Origin of the sequence: Prescottella equi (assembly GCF_020171745.1) — a bacterium.
Classification (GTDB): domain Bacteria; phylum Actinomycetota; class Actinomycetes; order Mycobacteriales; family Mycobacteriaceae; genus Prescottella; species Prescottella equi_A.
Map to the genome: position 1 here is coordinate 97685 of NZ_JAIVAH010000027.1, position 14364 is coordinate 112048.

14 protein-coding genes and 1 pseudogene are annotated in these 14364 nt (G+C 68.5%); 9 read left to right on the forward strand and 6 right to left on the reverse strand.

From position 1 onward, the window contains the following. Positions 1-61 precede the first annotated feature (61 nt). The 3 genes from LCL87_RS21850 to LCL87_RS21860 all read left to right on the forward strand — a co-directional run bounded on the left by LCL87_RS21850 (position 62) and on the right by LCL87_RS21860 (position 2415). The gene (locus LCL87_RS21850; RefSeq protein WP_225023541.1) at positions 62-1030 is read left to right on the forward strand and encodes an Acg family FMN-binding oxidoreductase; all 969 of its coding nucleotides are present in this window, start codon (positions 62-64) and stop codon (positions 1028-1030) included. Between the two features lie 80 nt (positions 1031-1110). Then, the gene (locus LCL87_RS21855) at positions 1111-1527 is read left to right on the forward strand and encodes a hypothetical protein (protein ID WP_225023542.1); all 417 of its coding nucleotides are present in this window, start codon (positions 1111-1113) and stop codon (positions 1525-1527) included. Positions 1528-1995: 468 nt separating this feature from the next. Further along, the gene (locus LCL87_RS21860; RefSeq protein WP_510850835.1) at positions 1996-2415 is read left to right on the forward strand and encodes a hypothetical protein; all 420 of its coding nucleotides are present in this window, start codon (positions 1996-1998) and stop codon (positions 2413-2415) included. A gap of 297 nt (positions 2416-2712) precedes the next feature. Here the strand turns inward: LCL87_RS21860 and LCL87_RS21865 are convergent, their stop codons facing one another. Then, complete coding sequence (locus tag LCL87_RS21865) at positions 2713-3198, reverse strand: hypothetical protein (RefSeq protein ID WP_225023543.1); 486 nt, start codon at positions 3196-3198, stop codon at positions 2713-2715. A 1515-nt stretch (positions 3199-4713) separates the two neighbouring features. Here LCL87_RS21865 and LCL87_RS21870 point away from each other — a divergent pair. Next, a complete protein-coding gene (locus tag LCL87_RS21870) occupies positions 4714-5130 on the forward strand; it encodes a hypothetical protein (RefSeq protein WP_225023544.1) in 417 nt (138 codons plus the stop codon). Between the two features lie 23 nt (positions 5131-5153). Here the strand turns inward: LCL87_RS21870 and LCL87_RS21875 are convergent, their stop codons facing one another. The 3 genes and pseudogenes from LCL87_RS21875 to LCL87_RS21885 all read right to left on the reverse strand — a co-directional run bounded on the left by LCL87_RS21875 (position 5154) and on the right by LCL87_RS21885 (position 7239). Next, a complete protein-coding gene (locus tag LCL87_RS21875) occupies positions 5154-6635 on the reverse strand; it encodes an AAA family ATPase (protein ID WP_225023545.1) in 1482 nt (493 codons plus the stop codon). Positions 6636-6651: 16 nt separating this feature from the next. Continuing rightward, positions 6652-6816, reverse strand: a pseudogene (locus tag LCL87_RS21880) (zinc transporter permease); the annotation flags it as partial. 90 nt (positions 6817-6906) lie between these two features. Further along, positions 6907-7239 carry a hypothetical protein gene (locus LCL87_RS21885; protein WP_225023546.1) on the reverse strand — a complete coding sequence of 111 codons (333 nt, stop codon included), beginning with the start codon at positions 7237-7239 and terminating at the stop codon, positions 6907-6909. A 170-nt stretch (positions 7240-7409) separates the two neighbouring features. On the opposite strand from LCL87_RS21885, the gene LCL87_RS21890 reads away from it, so the two are divergent. After that, positions 7410-7748 carry an RNA polymerase-binding protein RbpA gene (locus LCL87_RS21890; RefSeq protein ID WP_225023547.1) on the forward strand — a complete coding sequence of 113 codons (339 nt, stop codon included), beginning with the start codon at positions 7410-7412 and terminating at the stop codon, positions 7746-7748. 72 nt (positions 7749-7820) lie between these two features. Here LCL87_RS21890 and LCL87_RS21895 read toward each other — a convergent pair whose 3' ends face one another. After that, positions 7821-9068, reverse strand: coding sequence for a lipase family protein (locus tag LCL87_RS21895; RefSeq protein ID WP_510850836.1), 1248 nt, complete (start codon positions 9066-9068; stop codon positions 7821-7823). Between the two features lie 426 nt (positions 9069-9494). On the opposite strand from LCL87_RS21895, the gene LCL87_RS21900 reads away from it, so the two are divergent. Genes LCL87_RS21900 through LCL87_RS21915 form a run of 4 tightly spaced genes read left to right on the forward strand, consistent with a single transcriptional unit; the run spans position 9495 to position 13924 of the window. After that, positions 9495-9866, forward strand: a complete 372-nt coding sequence (locus LCL87_RS21900; RefSeq protein WP_225023548.1) for a chorismate mutase family protein — start codon at positions 9495-9497, stop codon at positions 9864-9866. 7 nt (positions 9867-9873) lie between these two features. After that, positions 9874-12009 (forward strand): aminodeoxychorismate synthase component I, encoded by a 2136-nt coding sequence (gene pabB / locus LCL87_RS21905; protein WP_225023549.1) that lies wholly within the window; start codon positions 9874-9876, stop codon positions 12007-12009. Further along, complete coding sequence (locus tag LCL87_RS21910; protein WP_225023550.1) at positions 12006-12929, forward strand: prephenate dehydrogenase dimerization domain-containing protein; 924 nt, start codon at positions 12006-12008, stop codon at positions 12927-12929. The genes pabB and LCL87_RS21910 overlap by 4 nt, the downstream gene beginning before the upstream one ends. After that, the gene (locus LCL87_RS21915; RefSeq protein ID WP_225023551.1) at positions 12926-13924 is read left to right on the forward strand and encodes an AurF N-oxygenase family protein; all 999 of its coding nucleotides are present in this window, start codon (positions 12926-12928) and stop codon (positions 13922-13924) included. The genes LCL87_RS21910 and LCL87_RS21915 overlap by 4 nt, the downstream gene beginning before the upstream one ends. Before the next feature lie 28 nt (positions 13925-13952). Here LCL87_RS21915 and LCL87_RS21920 read toward each other — a convergent pair whose 3' ends face one another. Next, positions 13953-14339, reverse strand: a complete 387-nt coding sequence (locus LCL87_RS21920; RefSeq protein WP_225023552.1) for a hypothetical protein — start codon at positions 14337-14339, stop codon at positions 13953-13955. Positions 14340-14364 lie beyond the last annotated feature (25 nt).

Consider the following 14364-nt stretch of genomic DNA (forward strand, 5'->3'; position numbering starts at 1 on the left):
CCGAACCGTCGGCACCTGCGCGGATCTTGCCGTGGCAGGCCGGTGGGACCACACTCGATGCATGGGCACCCGAACGGCTCCCGAGCCGATCCGGGCGGCGGTCTCCGTCGCCTGCCGGGCGCCGTCGGTCCACAACAGCCAGCCGTGGTCGTGGGTGTTCAGCTGCGGGAGCCTGGAACTGCATGCCGACCGGCTGCGGGCGCTGCCCGTCGTCGATCCGCTGGCCCGGCAGATGGTGATCAGTTGCGGCACGGCCCTGCACCATCTCGAGGTTGCGGTCTCCGAGCACGGTCTCGGCGCCGTGGTCGATCGACTGCCCGATCCCGGCAACCCGATGTTGTTGGCGTCCGTCGCGTTCGTCTCGGCCGACGACTCGGAACGCACCCGGTCGCTGCGGGAGGCGATCGCGGGCCGGTGGACCGACCGCCGCGCGTTCGGTGTCCCGCCCGCGGATGCGCTGGCCGGTCTTGCGGACCTTCTCGGGCGGCACGGCGTCGCGATCACGTTCCTCGGCGAGGACGGGCCGTCCCGATTGGCCGAGGCCACCCGCAGTGGCGCCGACGCTCGCCGGCACGACGCCGCGTATCACGCCGAGTTGTATTGGTGGACGGGACATTCCCACGCCGAGGGGGGCATCCCTGCGAGTGCGCTGCCGGACGGCGGCGCAGTGCCGGTCGGGCGAGATTTCCCGCGAGGCGTGCTCGAACCACCCGGGGTGTCGGATCAGGCCGCGCTGGCGGTGCTCACCACCGACAGCGACACCCGGCTGGACTGGCTACGGTGCGGAGAGGCACTGTCCGAGTTGCTGCTCGAGGCCACCGCCCGCGGACTCGGGACGTGCCCGCTCACCCACGTCACCGAGATCGCGGCCAGTCGGGAGATGGTGCGGGAGGCCGCGGTCGCCTCCGGGGCGCGTGGCCGGTTCCCGCAGGTCGTGGTGCGTCTGGGGACGCCGTCGGCCGACGAGTACGAGGTGCCGCGGACGGGTCGGCGCCGCGTCGACGACGTGTGGCGCGACGCCGGAATCTAGGCGCGACGCCGGAATCTAGGCGCGACGCCGGAATCTAGGCGAGACGCCGGGATCGGGCCACCAGGCAGGGAGGACCGCCGATGATCCAACATCACCGTCTACGCCGAGCATCCGTCGTCGCCGGAGCCTGCGCAGCGGTGCTCCTCGCGGCCCAGCCGGCCGCCGCCACACCGACCGACACGGTCCTCCCCATTCCCATCGCGGGGATCAGTGTCGGCGTGACGGGACTCCCGGGCTCGGGCTACTTCTATCTGACCGCCACGACCGACCCCGACACTCCCGGAGTGACCCGCTTGGGGCCTTACACCGGTCTCCACGTCCACTGGCGAAACATCTCCACCGGTGCAGCGGGTGTCGCATACCTCGACAACCGTTACGGCACATCGGTCGTGACCGGCTCCGGGACGGTAGTCGCCTCGGTCACAATTCCCCCTGTGGGGCCCGGATACCGGATAATCGCCGCCACGCCCGGCGCCGGCGCCTGGACGGTCCCCTGACCGATTCGGCAGCCGCCCCCGAACTGTGGGGCTGTCGCCAACGGAACGGAGACGATTGCGACGCCCGGTGTGTACGGGCCCGCGACGGAAGTGGCAACGATGACGACCTGCCCGGTTCCGGTCGGCAGGACCGCTTCCGGGTATCCGTCCCCCTTTGCACTCACTCGATTTGTCACCGGGACAGGCTGCTCCTGCACCGTGCAGTGGCGCAACCTCACGACCGGTGCAACGGGAGTCTCCGAGGTGGGTTGGGTGTTGGACGAGCGACCTATACACGGCTACGCGAACACCGGGTCGGGAATTCTGGTCGCCTCGGTCTGGCCAGCCAACTATCTGGGCAGACCGACCATCACGATTCTGCCGACGGCCGGTTCGTGGGTAGTACCTTAGATGCGATCGTCATCACGTGTCACTGGCGCACTCTCGGCGTTGGCGCAGCGAAGACAAGAAGCGTGGTCGCGACTGTTCTTGGAGGTCGCCATGATTGATTTCGTTCGCCGATCGGTCGCCTGCGCGGCCATCGTGGCCGGTGCGGTTCTGGCGCCGGCGGCCGCCGCCTCCGCCGCGGTCACCGTCCCGTTCCAGATCGACCCGTACGGAAGCTTCGATTTTCCCTCGATCCGCTGCGTGGCCGTGGTCGGCGAACAGCCTGGGACGGTGACGATCACCGGTCCAGAGGAACGCAGACGGGAAGGCAGATCAGGGTGCCTACAACTGTCCGAAGTGCACTGGCTGAACCTGTCGAGCGGAGCCTCCGGCTCCACCCGAACGCCGGACGGATACCCGGAAACGGTCCTGCCGACCGGGACCGGGCACGTTGTTGTCGTCGTCGTACACACCGGCAGCTCGTTCGTCACGCCGGGCATCGCAACCGTCTACGTTCCGTAGTCGCCAGGATCCCACGCGACCTCCGCGGACACTGCCCCTGATAGGAGATGATCGAGATGGACTTTCCATGGATCTACTGGCTGTTGCCTGCGGGCGTAATCTCACCCGAGACGCGGCAGTGGGTGGTCGAGAACTGGCCGTGTGCGTTGGGCGGCTACTGCTACTGAACCGACAGCGGACCAACTCCAAGCTATGGACTGATTGTGCCCCGGTCGCCGAGACCGCTGTCAGAACGAGCACGGGCCAGCCGGAGCACACCCAGACCGCACGGATGGTGTCGGGCGCAGGAGTCGTTCGCTACACGCGTCGCTTCCAAAGCCGGACAACCACGTACACATTGACCACGGCGATCGCGAGGTACGGGACGAGCACCAAGGACGCTGCGAGGGGCGAGAGTGCTGGTCCCCAGCTATTAGGGTCGCGCCTCTCAGGCGGCGCAAGCGCTTCCGCGACGATGCCGTAGGTGAGAGCAGCGACGATGAGCATGACTGCGGCACTACCGATCGAGGCGAGCCAGCGTCCGAAACGGAACTGTTGTTTCAGAGCGGCCGCGCCGAACAGCGACACCACCATCGCAGGGACGGACACCACCAAGCCGAAGGCGCCCACCAAGATCCACGTTCCCAGCACGTCACCAAGCATCGGACAGCGATCGCTCTCAAGTGCTGCCGCCGGCACCGAAACGAGGAGCAGAAGGATCGGCAGAAAGGCCACCCACGCGACCCAGCCCGTGTCACGCGACCGCCACTCGATACTGGCAAGCGGATCCTGTCGAGGCTGCACGGTCGTTCCGTCAGGTTGTCACAGCAGATGGAACCCGCCGAACTAAAAGGCATTGGCCGGCCTACCCCAGTCATTTGTGGACTTTTCTGACGTGCGGATCACGGGACTCAGCTACGGTCACAGAGCTTCACGAAGGCGAAGTTGGCGGGATTCGCGGGTCGATTCTCGGGCGCATGTGAGAATGCCGTAGACACGGCTGCCCAGCGGTTGGCCTCCGTGCAGGGCTGACCGTCTGCCTTGCGCCTACTCGGCCTTCAGTGCATCACAGGTAGCCAGAGGGACCCGTTCTGGGAGTCGATCCCCATGGGCTTCCCGTTCTCGGCGGATACTGCCGGTAAAGAGTGGAGGTGATCCAGATGGACCTGTGGACCTACTTCGGCCCATTCACGCCCGCCGTCGCCGCAGCAATCGACTGGCTGGCGGGGTTCGGATTCTTCGGGGGTAAGCCGAGCTGAGGTTGCGAAGACAGCTGCCAATACCACCGTCAGAACGGGCGCGCACCGTCGTGCCGTCAAGCCCGCCCACCGGCTCCCCGCGAACCGTGTGAGATGGGGACGCGCCCGGATTGTCTCTCCCCGGACGTGCGGTGCGGCGCACGAATTAGGTGTTGAGCTGGGAAGATGCTGCGTTCGTTCGGGTGGGTGATCTTGTCCGCCCCCGACGTACTGTATGCGGTAGGTACCCGGCCGGGTGTCCCGTGAATGTCCCGGTCCGCCGATGCCCGGCCACGCGGTAGCGCTTGTTGCTTGCCTGAGGTGCGCTTCAGCGTGTCCGTGAGAGCCGCCACCTCATCCGCGCCATCAGCAGCCCTGCAAGGACCCCGATGAGCGTCGGCACGCCCACCATCAGCAGGTATGCCCACCAGTCCACAGATGGGCCGTCGACTGCGACAACATCGCCGGTCCTCGGTTCCCCCAGCCAGATTGAGCCGACTTCGATCGTCCACCCCTGGGACCTGGACCATATCCACTCGAAGATGCCCACCGACGCCAACCCGCATACCAGGCCGAGCATCCCGAAGATGCCAACCATTCGGCCTGTGCGCCAATCCCGTTCACTCGCAAGCAACGCCATCTCCACCCAGGCCGAATTCCCTGCTGCAGGAGGTCTGTCCGGCGTAGATCGGGGCCGCGCCGACTCCACTCACGGCGGGCGGGTGCACGCCGTTGACGATGTCAAGTTCACTTGCGACCACGTGCTTCGCTGCCTGTGTCATCCACAGAATGTACTAGCGCTTCATCTGGAACCGGTGTGACATCGCCACTCCTCTTCAAGGGGCCAGCTGCAAACCTCAGGGAGCCTGTTTGCCGTCCCTACCCTGTCAGGTCAGGCTAGACCCGGATGATAGGCCCTGACGGAGTTTCGAATGGGCATCCGCGCCGCTTACCAGTGGAAACAGCTGTCCGCCCCGATCCCGAAAGCGCCGTGGCCTACTGAGCTGCGGTCGTAGGCTGAGCTACACCGTCGGCCTGCGCCGGGGTCGGGAGCGGGGCCACCAGAGCCGGAGGTTCACCGATGAACCATCTGCGTCTTCTTCGAGCGTTCGTCGTCACTGGAGCCGGTGCCGTACTGCTGTTGACGGCGCAACCGGCGGCTGCCGCACCGACCGACACCGTGTTCCCCGTCCCCATCGCAGCCGTCGGGTTCTATCCGCCCGGATTGCCTTCTGCGGGCGCCGGTCATGTAGTTGCCGGCACCGATCCGGAGATGCCCGGCGTCACCAGGTTCACCGGGCACACCTTTTGCTGTGTCTTCATCCATTGGCGCAACCTCTCGACCGGAGCGGCCGACACCGTGTACCTCGGGTATCCGAGCGTCGATGCCAACACCGGTTCCGGCTTCGTGGTCGCCACCGTCACCGCACCGGACGGGCCGCCCGGGTACCCGGCCATCACAGTCCTGCCTGGCGCCGGCGGCTGGACGGTGCCCTGACAGTCGGTGTGTCGTTCGGGTCCTCAGTGCGGATGGCGGGACCATTCCGTGGTCGCGGAAGCGAGTGAGGCGTCGACCGCTCCGGACGTGTCGATCCCGGTGGCGTCGGGCCACGGGTCGGCGTCGTGGGCCATCGCGACCGCGACTGCGGGTGTGGCCTCCGAGTCGTGATCCCGTCGCGACGCGGCCCGTTCCCGCAGCCGGCGCTCGGTCAGCTCGGCGGGGGCCGTGCACCGGAGCTGGACCAGATCGGCGCAGGCCGCGACGGCGGTCTCGGCGGCGCGCAGGCGATGCTCCGCGTGCGTCCAGGACGCGTCGAGCACGACGGAGCGGCCCAGGGCGAGCAGCTCACCGGCCTGTTCGAGCATCGAGGTGTACACGAGGTCGGTGGAGTCGGTCGAGTACCGGCCGTCGCGATACCCGGGGTCCGGGGTCGCGGCGCGGTCGGCGGCGAACAGGTGACGCCGGACGTGGTCGCTCGAGATCAGTTCGGCGCCGACGCCTTCCGCGAGCTTCGCCGCGACGGTGGACTTGCCGGTCGCAGGCAGGCCCCCGACGAGGACCAGCCGGCACCGGGCCAGGTCGAGGTGCTGTTCCGCGAGTGCGGTGTGCCGCAGCGCGTCGTCCGCGGATGCGGCCCGGCCCTGCAGGAAGCGGACGCAGTCCACCTTGGCGCGCATGAACGCGCGGTAGGCGATGTAGTGGTGGACGAGCGAGTTGGGGGCCGTCTCGGCGAGGGTCTCGCGGTAGCGGCGCAGCAGGCGCTCGGCGAGATCCGATCGGCCCTGGAACTCGAGATCCATCGCCAGACAAGAGATGTCGTCGATCCGGTCGAGGTAGCGGAGTCGGTCGTCGAACTCGAGGCAGTCGAGGATGCGGGGTCCGTCGTCGAGGCAGAAGATGTCGTCGCTGAGCAGGTCTGCGTGCCCGTCGACGATGCAGCCGTCGGCGATCCGCTGCGCGAACAGCGGCCCGCGGCCGTCCAGATACCGGTCGACGGTTCGCTCGAGCGCGTCGAGGCGGTCCTCCCCCACGACGGTCTGGTGCAGTCCGCGCGTCTCACCGATGTTGTCGTGCCAGCGCCGACGGACCGCCTCGGCGGTACCCTCGCGGTCGATCCGCGGTCCGCGGGCGGCGCCGCGGTGGAAGTCGGCGACGATCCGGGCGATCGCATCCACCGCGTCCGAGCATTCGGCCGACGACGCGCAGGCCAGCGTCGACAGCCGTGCCTGCTCGGGCATGCGCCGCATCACGACCATCGGCTCACCGTCGGTGCCGTCAGGATTCCCGAGTTCGGCCACCCCGAGATACACGTCGGGGGCGAGGCGCCGGTTCAGCTCCACCTCGTTCTTGCACGCCGTCAGACGCGCCTCCCGGGTACGGAAGTCGAGGAACTCGGTGCGGATCGGCTTCTTGGTCTTGTAGACGCGATCGCCGAGGAGGATCACCACCCCGGAGTGGGTTTCGTGTAGCCCGGCGAAGGGCTGGTCCCCGTGGCGCGTCACGGACGGCCCGGTGTGCTCAGTCGGCTTTGCCGTGCTCGTCGTAGTGGCCTTCGTGTTCGGCATGGCGGTGCCCGTCGTGGATGTAATCGACATGGTCGCCGTGCTGGACCGTCTCGTGTCCACAATCCTTGCCGTGGACGTGCGGGTGGTCGGCCGGGTCGTGCGGATGGTGTTCTGGGGTCGTCATGGTCCTGCCCTTCCGGTCTGTTCCACGCTGACGTCTCCCACGGTAGTGGGGTTCCGGGAGGCGCGGACAGGTTTCCGGGTGGGGTCAGCGGAACCGTTCGGCGTCGCGAGCCATGGCGACCAGTCGGTCGGTGAGGTCGGAGAGTTCGCGGCCCTCGGCGCCCTCCGCCACGGCGGTCGCGATGTCCTCGGCCGCGCAGCGCAGTTCGAACAGCCGGTCGGAGAGCGCGGACGCCTCGTCGACGCTGAGGACGACGGCGTCGGCGGGAATCGAGGTGCCCTTGACCGCGTTGCGCTGCTCGTAGGCGCGCTGCCGGCAGGACTGCCGGCAGTAGCGGCGGCGACGGCCGATGCCGGCCGGGGCGACCTCGCGCCCGCACCACACACACGATTCGGGTCTCCGGGACGCTGCGGCCATGAACGCACACCTTACTGCGGGCCGCGGGACGACCGCCCGGTAAGATGGTGCGGCCGCATCCACGTGAGTCTCGGGAACGATTCGAGATTCCGGGACGTTGTAGATGGTTGTGAACGCTCGGTGCGCCCCCCGGCGAACTGGCGCGGTGACGAACGAAGAGAGGACACACCATGGCAGATCGCGTACTTCGAGGTAGCCGACTCGGAGCGGTGAGCTACGAGACCGATCGTGACCACGACCTGGCCCCCCGCCGCATGGCCCGTTACCGGTGCGACAACGGTGAGGAGTTCGACGTTCCCTTCGCCGACGAGGCCGAGATCCCCGGCGTCTGGATGTGCAAGAACGGCCTCGAAGGCACCCTGATCGAGGGCGCCGCGCCCGAGGTCAAGAAGGTCAAGCCCCCGCGTACGCACTGGGACATGCTGCTCGAGCGTCGCTCCGTCGAGGAGCTCGAGGACCTGCTCAAGGAGCGCCTGGACCTGCTCAAGGCCAAGCGCCGCGGAGCCTAGCCCCTCACGTAACCGTCACGGCGCCGCCACGACCTTGTCGTGGCGGCGCCGACGTGTATCAGCCGACGTGTATCAGCAGTTGCTCGGCGCCGGTTCGCCGCGGAAGCGGGCGTCGAGGTAGTCCAGCGCGCGCGGTGCGCCGAGGACCGCGGTGGTGAGGTGGTCCGGGCTGGGGAACAGTTCCGACTCGACCTTCGCTCCGGCCCGGCAGTACCGCTGCAGCGTCGCGTCGATGGAGTCGACAGGGATCAGGACGTCGGTCGGACTGTGCCACTCGAACAGCGGCGCGGTGGGCACTCCCGGGTAGTCCTCGATGCTGTTGTCGGACAGGACTTCCTGTGCCGACGGGCTGGACAGCAGGTCGGTGGTCGTGGCGATCTCCGACGCGCTGTGTCCCGCGCCGGTGACCAGGATGCCGTTGGTGCAGGCGTCCGAGACCGCGTCGCGCATCGCGAGGCCCTGCGCGTTCAACTGATCGCTCACCGGCAACCGGTCCGGGTATTCGCGCTCGAGGCCGAGGGCCGCGGCGAGAGCCAGCCCGAACGCGGGATGCGGTGCCGTCCCCAGGCCGCGTGCCATCTTGCCGAGATTCATCGGCACCCCGCCCGCCGCGGCACCGACGATGTTCAGTTCCGGGGCATACGACGGAGCGAGCGCCGCCGCGAACCCGGTGGCCATCCCGCCACCGGAGTACCCGGCCATTGCGACCGGGCTCGCGGCCAGTCCCAACTCGGGCACGCGCTGCGCGGCGCGGATCCCGTCGAGGGTGATCTGACCGCCGAGCCGGGCCGCACCGTAGGCACTGGACGGGCCGAGGTGATCGGGCAGAGCGACGGTCCATCCGCGGGCGAGCGCGACGTTCAGCGCCGGCGCCTCCCGGATCATCAGATCGGGGTCGTTGGTGTACAGCGTCCGTGACGGGGCGCAGCGGGCGCCGAGCGCGTTGATGATGTGCTGGTAGGACAGCAGCGGCCCGGACGGCGGGCGGACGTCGGGGACGAGGATCGTGCTGACGGCCGCGATGGGGCGGCCCTCGGAGCCCGTCGAGCGGAAGTGGACCTGCCAGATCGTGGTGCCCGGGAACTGAGGGAGCGGCGGCATCCGGCGGGCCGCCAGCACGTCCCCCGGCGCGTGGTCACCGATATCGGCGGGCTGGCCGTAGAAGGGATCGGGATCGGCCGCCACGGGGGCGGGCGCGGCCGTGGCCGGCACCGGTGCCGTGACGGGCGCGACCAGGAGTCCGATCGCGACTGCGGTGGCTCCCGTCATGCGCCTGGCGAGCCCGGCGCGACGCGGCGGTGGAAACAGAGCTGACGACATGGACAATCCCCCTCGAAAAGCACGGCACCACAAACGGTTCATGTCCGCCGAAACCACGCTTTTCAGATCGCCCCGAGAATCCGATGACGGGTGCGATTCGGCCGAACGGCGCCCCAGCATATGCGACACCGGCGTGGTGCCGATGCGGTTCGGGTGAACCACGCTGCGGCACCCGCTGATTCGCTTGCGAATACCGTGCGATCGCGTGCGCTGCAATCGAATCCGGACACATCACGGGGTTCGTGACCGCATCGAAACCGAACCGTTCGGGGCGACGGTTCGGGGCCGCCGCAAAATCGCCGAAGATTCGCCACGCTTTCGCCCCCGTGCCATCATGAAAGGAACGCACGCAGCTAGCGGATCCGGCTGACGCGATTGCTCGCAGAACTACCGCGCAGGTCCAGTAGACGTAAGGCGAGGTGGCGTATGGACGACACCAGCGGCCCGGTCACGGCCGACACCTCAGAACAACCCACGGGAACGTTTCCGGTCGACGAGCAGAGCCTCGTCCGGCTTCGAGCCGAACTCGACGAGATAGATCGCCGCTTCCTCGAGGACATCCGTGCACGGATCGACGTGTGTGTCCGGATCGCCGAGGTCAAGCGATATCGAAGCATCCCGATGATGCAGCCCCAGCGGGTGAATCTGGTGCAGGACCGCGCGGAGGAGTTCGCACGCTCCAACGGACTGTCACCGGAGTTCCTGCGCAGGCTGTACGAGGTGATGATCGGCGAAACCTGCCGGGTCGAGGACTTGGTCATCGGGACGGCAGGCGACGCGAATCATGTGACGGGCTGATGGCGCCATGGCGACCCGCACGCTCCTGATCGACAACTACGACTCGTTCACCTACAACCTCTACAGCCTGCTGTCGGAGGTCAACGGTGAGCCACCCGTCGTCGTGCACAACGACGCCGACTGGGCGTCGGTGCCGCTCGACGACTTCGACAACATCGTCATCTCGCCCGGTCCCGGACGTCCCGACCGCAAACGGGACTTCGGGATCAGCGCGCGGGCGATCGCGAACCGGGAGATACCGGTGCTCGGCGTGTGCCTGGGCCACCAGGGCCTGTGTCACCTCTTCGGCGGCAGTGTCGGGCTGGCACCGGTGCCGATGCACGGGAGGATCTCGTCGATCCGGCACACCGGGACCGGCATCTTCTCGGGGATCCCGTCGCCGTTCCAGGCGGTGCGCTACCACTCCCTCATCGTCGACGCCATGCCTCCGGAGTTGGAGGAGCAGGCGTGGACCGACGACGGCCTGGTCATGGCGGCCAGACACCGTACGCACCCGTTGTGGGGTGTGCAGTTCCATCCGGAGTCGATCTGCACCCAGTACGGCCGGGAACTCCTCGGCAACTTCCGGGACCTGACCCCCGCCCGATCGGGTCGGCGGGCGACCCGCCCGACGATGCCCGCGGAACCGAACGTTTCGACACCGGGGGCCGACGAGCGGCCGCCGCGCTATCACGTGTCGAGCACGCGGGTGGATCGGGCGGTGGATCCGCACGCGGTCTACGCCAACCTGTTCGCGCACGGTCCGAACAGCTTCTGGCTCGACGGCAGCGCCGCGCTCGAGCCCGAGTCGCAATTCTCCGTGATGGGCGACTGTTCGGGTCCGCTCGCCGAGTACATCACCTACCGGGTCGCCGAGACCACGGTGTGCGTGCAGCGGCAGGGCCGACCCGACGAGCAGGTGCATCGACGGTTCTTCGACTACATCGACGAGCAACTCCGTACCCGTGCAGTGCCGCCGATACCGGACCTGCCGTTCGCGTTCGGGCTCGGCTACGTCGGCTACCTCGGGTACGAGCTCAAGGCGGACGCTGGCAGCCAGCTGGTCCACACGTCGCCGACCGCGGACGCCGCATTCGTGTTCGCGGACCGCGCGGTGGTGATCGACCACCTCGGCGGCTGCTGTCATCTGCTCGCGTTGAGCGAGGCGCCCGACGACCCCGGGGTCGCGAAGTGGTTCGCGGACACCGAGTCTCGCATCCGGCAGCTGGCCGAGGCGGTCGAGACGCCACCGCCGCATCCGTTGGTGAAGCTCGAGGACGACACGAAACCTCGTCTGCGGCACGGCCACGAGGAATACCTGGCGCTGGTGGGTCAGTGCCTCGACGAGATCCGCTCCGGCGAGTCGTACGAGGTGTGCCTGACGAACGCTGCGACCGTGGACCGGGTGATCGATCCACTGCAGAGTTACGAGACGCTCCGGGAGATCAGTCCCACCCCGTACAGTGCGCTGCTGCAGTTCTCGGGGGTGTCGGTGCTCAGTGCCTCCCCGGAGCGGTTCCTGCGGATCGGCGCGGACCGAGTGGTCGACTCGAAGCCGATCAAGGGCACCCGCCCCCGGCACGCGTCCCCGGAGCAGGACGCGGCGCTGCGCCAGGATCTGCTCGACAGCGAGAAGGATCGCGCCGAGAACCTCATGATCGTCGACCTGGTCCGTAACGACCTGTCGCGGGTGTGCGTCCCCGGTTCGGTACACGTGCCCAAGCTGTTCGACGTCGAGACGTACGCGCCCGTGCACCAACTGGTGTCGACGGTGCGCGGCACCCTCCGGGACGACGTGTCGTCCGTCGACTGCGTGCGGGCCGCCTTCCCGGGCGGGTCGATGACGGGGGCACCGAAGCTGCGGACGATGGAGATCATCGACAAGCTCGAGGAGGGGCCGCGGGGCGTCTACTCGGGTGCGATCGGCTACTTCTCGATCAACGGCACCGCCGACTTCTCGATCGTGATCCGCACGATGGTGGCGACCGACGATCAGGTGACGTTCGGTGTCGGCGGGGCGATCGTGGCGCTTTCGGATCCCGAGGAGGAACTCGAGGAGACGATGGTCAAGGCGGTCACGATGCGGCGCTGCCTGTCGGTGACCTCGGCGGACGACGACGGCGAGCGGGAGGATTCCGCTGCCGATCGGGCGGGTGATCGATGACCACGCCCCCCGATACGACGACGTGCGCGCTGGTGATCGTCGGAGGGGCTGGTGCGGTCGGTGGGATGCTCGCGGAATCGGCTCGCGCCGAGGGCGATTCGATCACGGTCGTCGACCGGGTTCCGCGGACGTCCGGCCCCGGTGTGCTGCGCGGGGACGTCGTCTCCCCGGACCCGGCGGTGCGGGCCGCGCTCGCGGCCGCCGACGTGGTGGTCCTCGCGGTGCCGGAGGCGGTCGCACTCGAGGCGGTCCCCGTCGTCGACCTGGTGATGAAACCCGGCGGACTGCTCGTGGAGACGCTGTCGGTGAAGACGGAGATCGCGCGCGTGCTGCGCGAGGCCGCGCCGACCCGGCCGGCCGTGGGGATCAACCCGCTGTTCGCTCCGGGGCTGGGAATGCCGGGCCGGGCCGTCGCCGCGGTGGTCCACCACGACTCCCCCGCCGTCGAGCGATTCCTCGACTCGGTGACCGGGTGGGGCGGACGGATCGTCGCGATGAGCGCGGACGAGCACGATCGCACCGCCGCCGCGACGCAGGCCCTCACCCATGCGGCGGTCCTAGCGTTCGGGTTGGCGCTCGGCGATCTCGGCGTCGACGCGGACACGCTCGTCGACGCCGCGACCCCGCCGCACACGACGCTGCTCGCGCTGCTCGCGCGGGTCGGCTCGGGGGTACCCGAGGTCTATCACGACATCCAGGCCGGCAACCCGGAGGCGGCGCAGGCCCGCACCGCCCTGGCCGCAGCGCTGCGGCGGCTGTCCGACGTCGTCGAACACGGTGGTGAGCGCGAGTTCGGGGAGCTGATGGCGGCGGCGCGAGCCCCGCTCGGCGACCACGTCGAGCACTACCGGGCGCTGTGCGCGGACCTGTTCGCCGGTCCCCTCGCGCCGAGGGACCGACCGGGGGGAGGAACGCCGTGACCGACAACGCATTCGGGGACGAGGCGGCCGAGCACGAGGAGTTGCTGCGGTTGCCGTCGCTGCCCCCGTTCGACCCGTCCGACCCGGTGGAGAGTGCGATCATCAGCAGCCTCGCCGGCAGTTGGCCGCGGCGCGCCGTCGTCAAGCGCCCCGAACCCGACCTCGACGACCTGTTCGACCCGGAGAAGGCGGACTATCCCGAGTCGCTGATCCCGTTCCACGACCACGACGTGTTCATGCGACTCGACGATCCGGTGCGGCGCCGGATCCTGGCGTGGGCGTGGATCGCCTACAACAAGAACGTGATGGACGTCGAACAGTACGTGGTCAACCCGGGTTTCCGGCTGCTGTCGCAGGACGCGTTCGGTACCGGGTTGGGCGACACCCTCACCGTCGCGACGATGCAGGCGATGGTCGACGAGCAGTACCACACGCTCATGCACTTGAACGCGAGTGCGCTGACCCGGCGCCGTCGGGGCTGGGATCTGCCCGAGCGCCGACTGCCGTACGGGCCGACGGTGCGTCGTCATCAGGAAGCGGTGGACGCCGCCCAGACGCCGCGGGAGTCGGCGCTGGTGTCGCTCGCGTTCACGACCGTGGCCGAGACGTCGATCAGTTCGTACCTGGGCCTGATGACCGACGACGAGGACCTGCAACCGGTGAATCGGGCCACCGTGGTGCTGCACCGCCGGGACGAGTACTGCCACTCCTCCATTGCCGGGGAACTACTGAAGATCGTGTACGAGCGTTTGGACGGCGACGACCGGCGTCGGCTGCTGGCCGGACTCGCGCAAGGGCTCGAGGCGTTCCGGTCCAACGACTTCACGACCTGGTCGGCGGTTCTGGAACACGAGAACGTCCGCGGGGGCGACACGATCGTGGCCGACGCCGCACACGACACCGGTCGGCGGAACCTTCTGCAGGACTGCAGTGCGATCCGCCGGCTGTGCGACGACCTGCAGGTCACCGACGAGGTCCCCTACGAATGGCCGTGACGATCACCCGCCGGGGACCCGCCCCGACTCACGGTGTGGCGTTGAGCCATTCGTAGAACGCCGGCTCGACATTCGGGTTGGCGCCGGTGATGCCGTTGTAGGCGCCGATTCCGGCGCCGATGCCGGTGCCGAGGATGCAGCCCGCGACGAAGTTCGGGAAGATCGAGACACAGCCGATCGCCAGTCCCACCCCGGCACCGATCGCCATTCCTGCGGGGCCACCCGTCTCCCATCCGATCTGAAGCTCGCGCATCAGATTGTCCTGTGCCGTCTGCTTGTCGACGACGGGTTGCACGAGCGGCACGGAGACGTCTCCGGGGGCGGTCGCCGCGAACGCGGTGCCGGTCCCCGCGCCGAGCGCCGCCACGACGAGAACGGACGCGGCGGCGGCCTTCGAGGCTTTCAGAAGCTTCATGACGCTCTCCAAACTGTGTGGAAGA

Bases quoted from the DNA above. Each gene is read 5' to 3' on its own strand.
- LCL87_RS21900 (WP_225023548.1), top strand. From the start codon at position 9,495: ATGGACGACACCAGCGGCCCGGTCACGGCCGACACCTCAGAACAACCC.
- LCL87_RS21910 (WP_225023550.1), top strand. From the start codon at position 12,006: ATGACCACGCCCCCCGATACGACGACGTGCGCGCTGGTGATCGTCGGA.
- LCL87_RS21885 (WP_225023546.1), bottom strand. From the start codon at position 7,239: ATGGCCGCAGCGTCCCGGAGACCCGAATCGTGTGTGTGGTGCGGGCGC.
- LCL87_RS21870 (WP_225023544.1), top strand. From the start codon at position 4,714: ATGAACCATCTGCGTCTTCTTCGAGCGTTCGTCGTCACTGGAGCCGGT.
- pabB (WP_225023549.1), top strand. From the start codon at position 9,874: ATGGCGACCCGCACGCTCCTGATCGACAACTACGACTCGTTCACCTAC.
- LCL87_RS21895 (WP_510850836.1), bottom strand. From the start codon at position 9,068: ATGTCGTCAGCTCTGTTTCCACCGCCGCGTCGCGCCGGGCTCGCCAGG.
- LCL87_RS21920 (WP_225023552.1), bottom strand. From the start codon at position 14,339: ATGAAGCTTCTGAAAGCCTCGAAGGCCGCCGCCGCGTCCGTTCTCGTC.
- LCL87_RS21855 (WP_225023542.1), top strand. From the start codon at position 1,111: ATGATCCAACATCACCGTCTACGCCGAGCATCCGTCGTCGCCGGAGCC.
- LCL87_RS21850 (WP_225023541.1), top strand. From the start codon at position 62: ATGGGCACCCGAACGGCTCCCGAGCCGATCCGGGCGGCGGTCTCCGTC.
- LCL87_RS21890 (WP_225023547.1), top strand. From the start codon at position 7,410: ATGGCAGATCGCGTACTTCGAGGTAGCCGACTCGGAGCGGTGAGCTAC.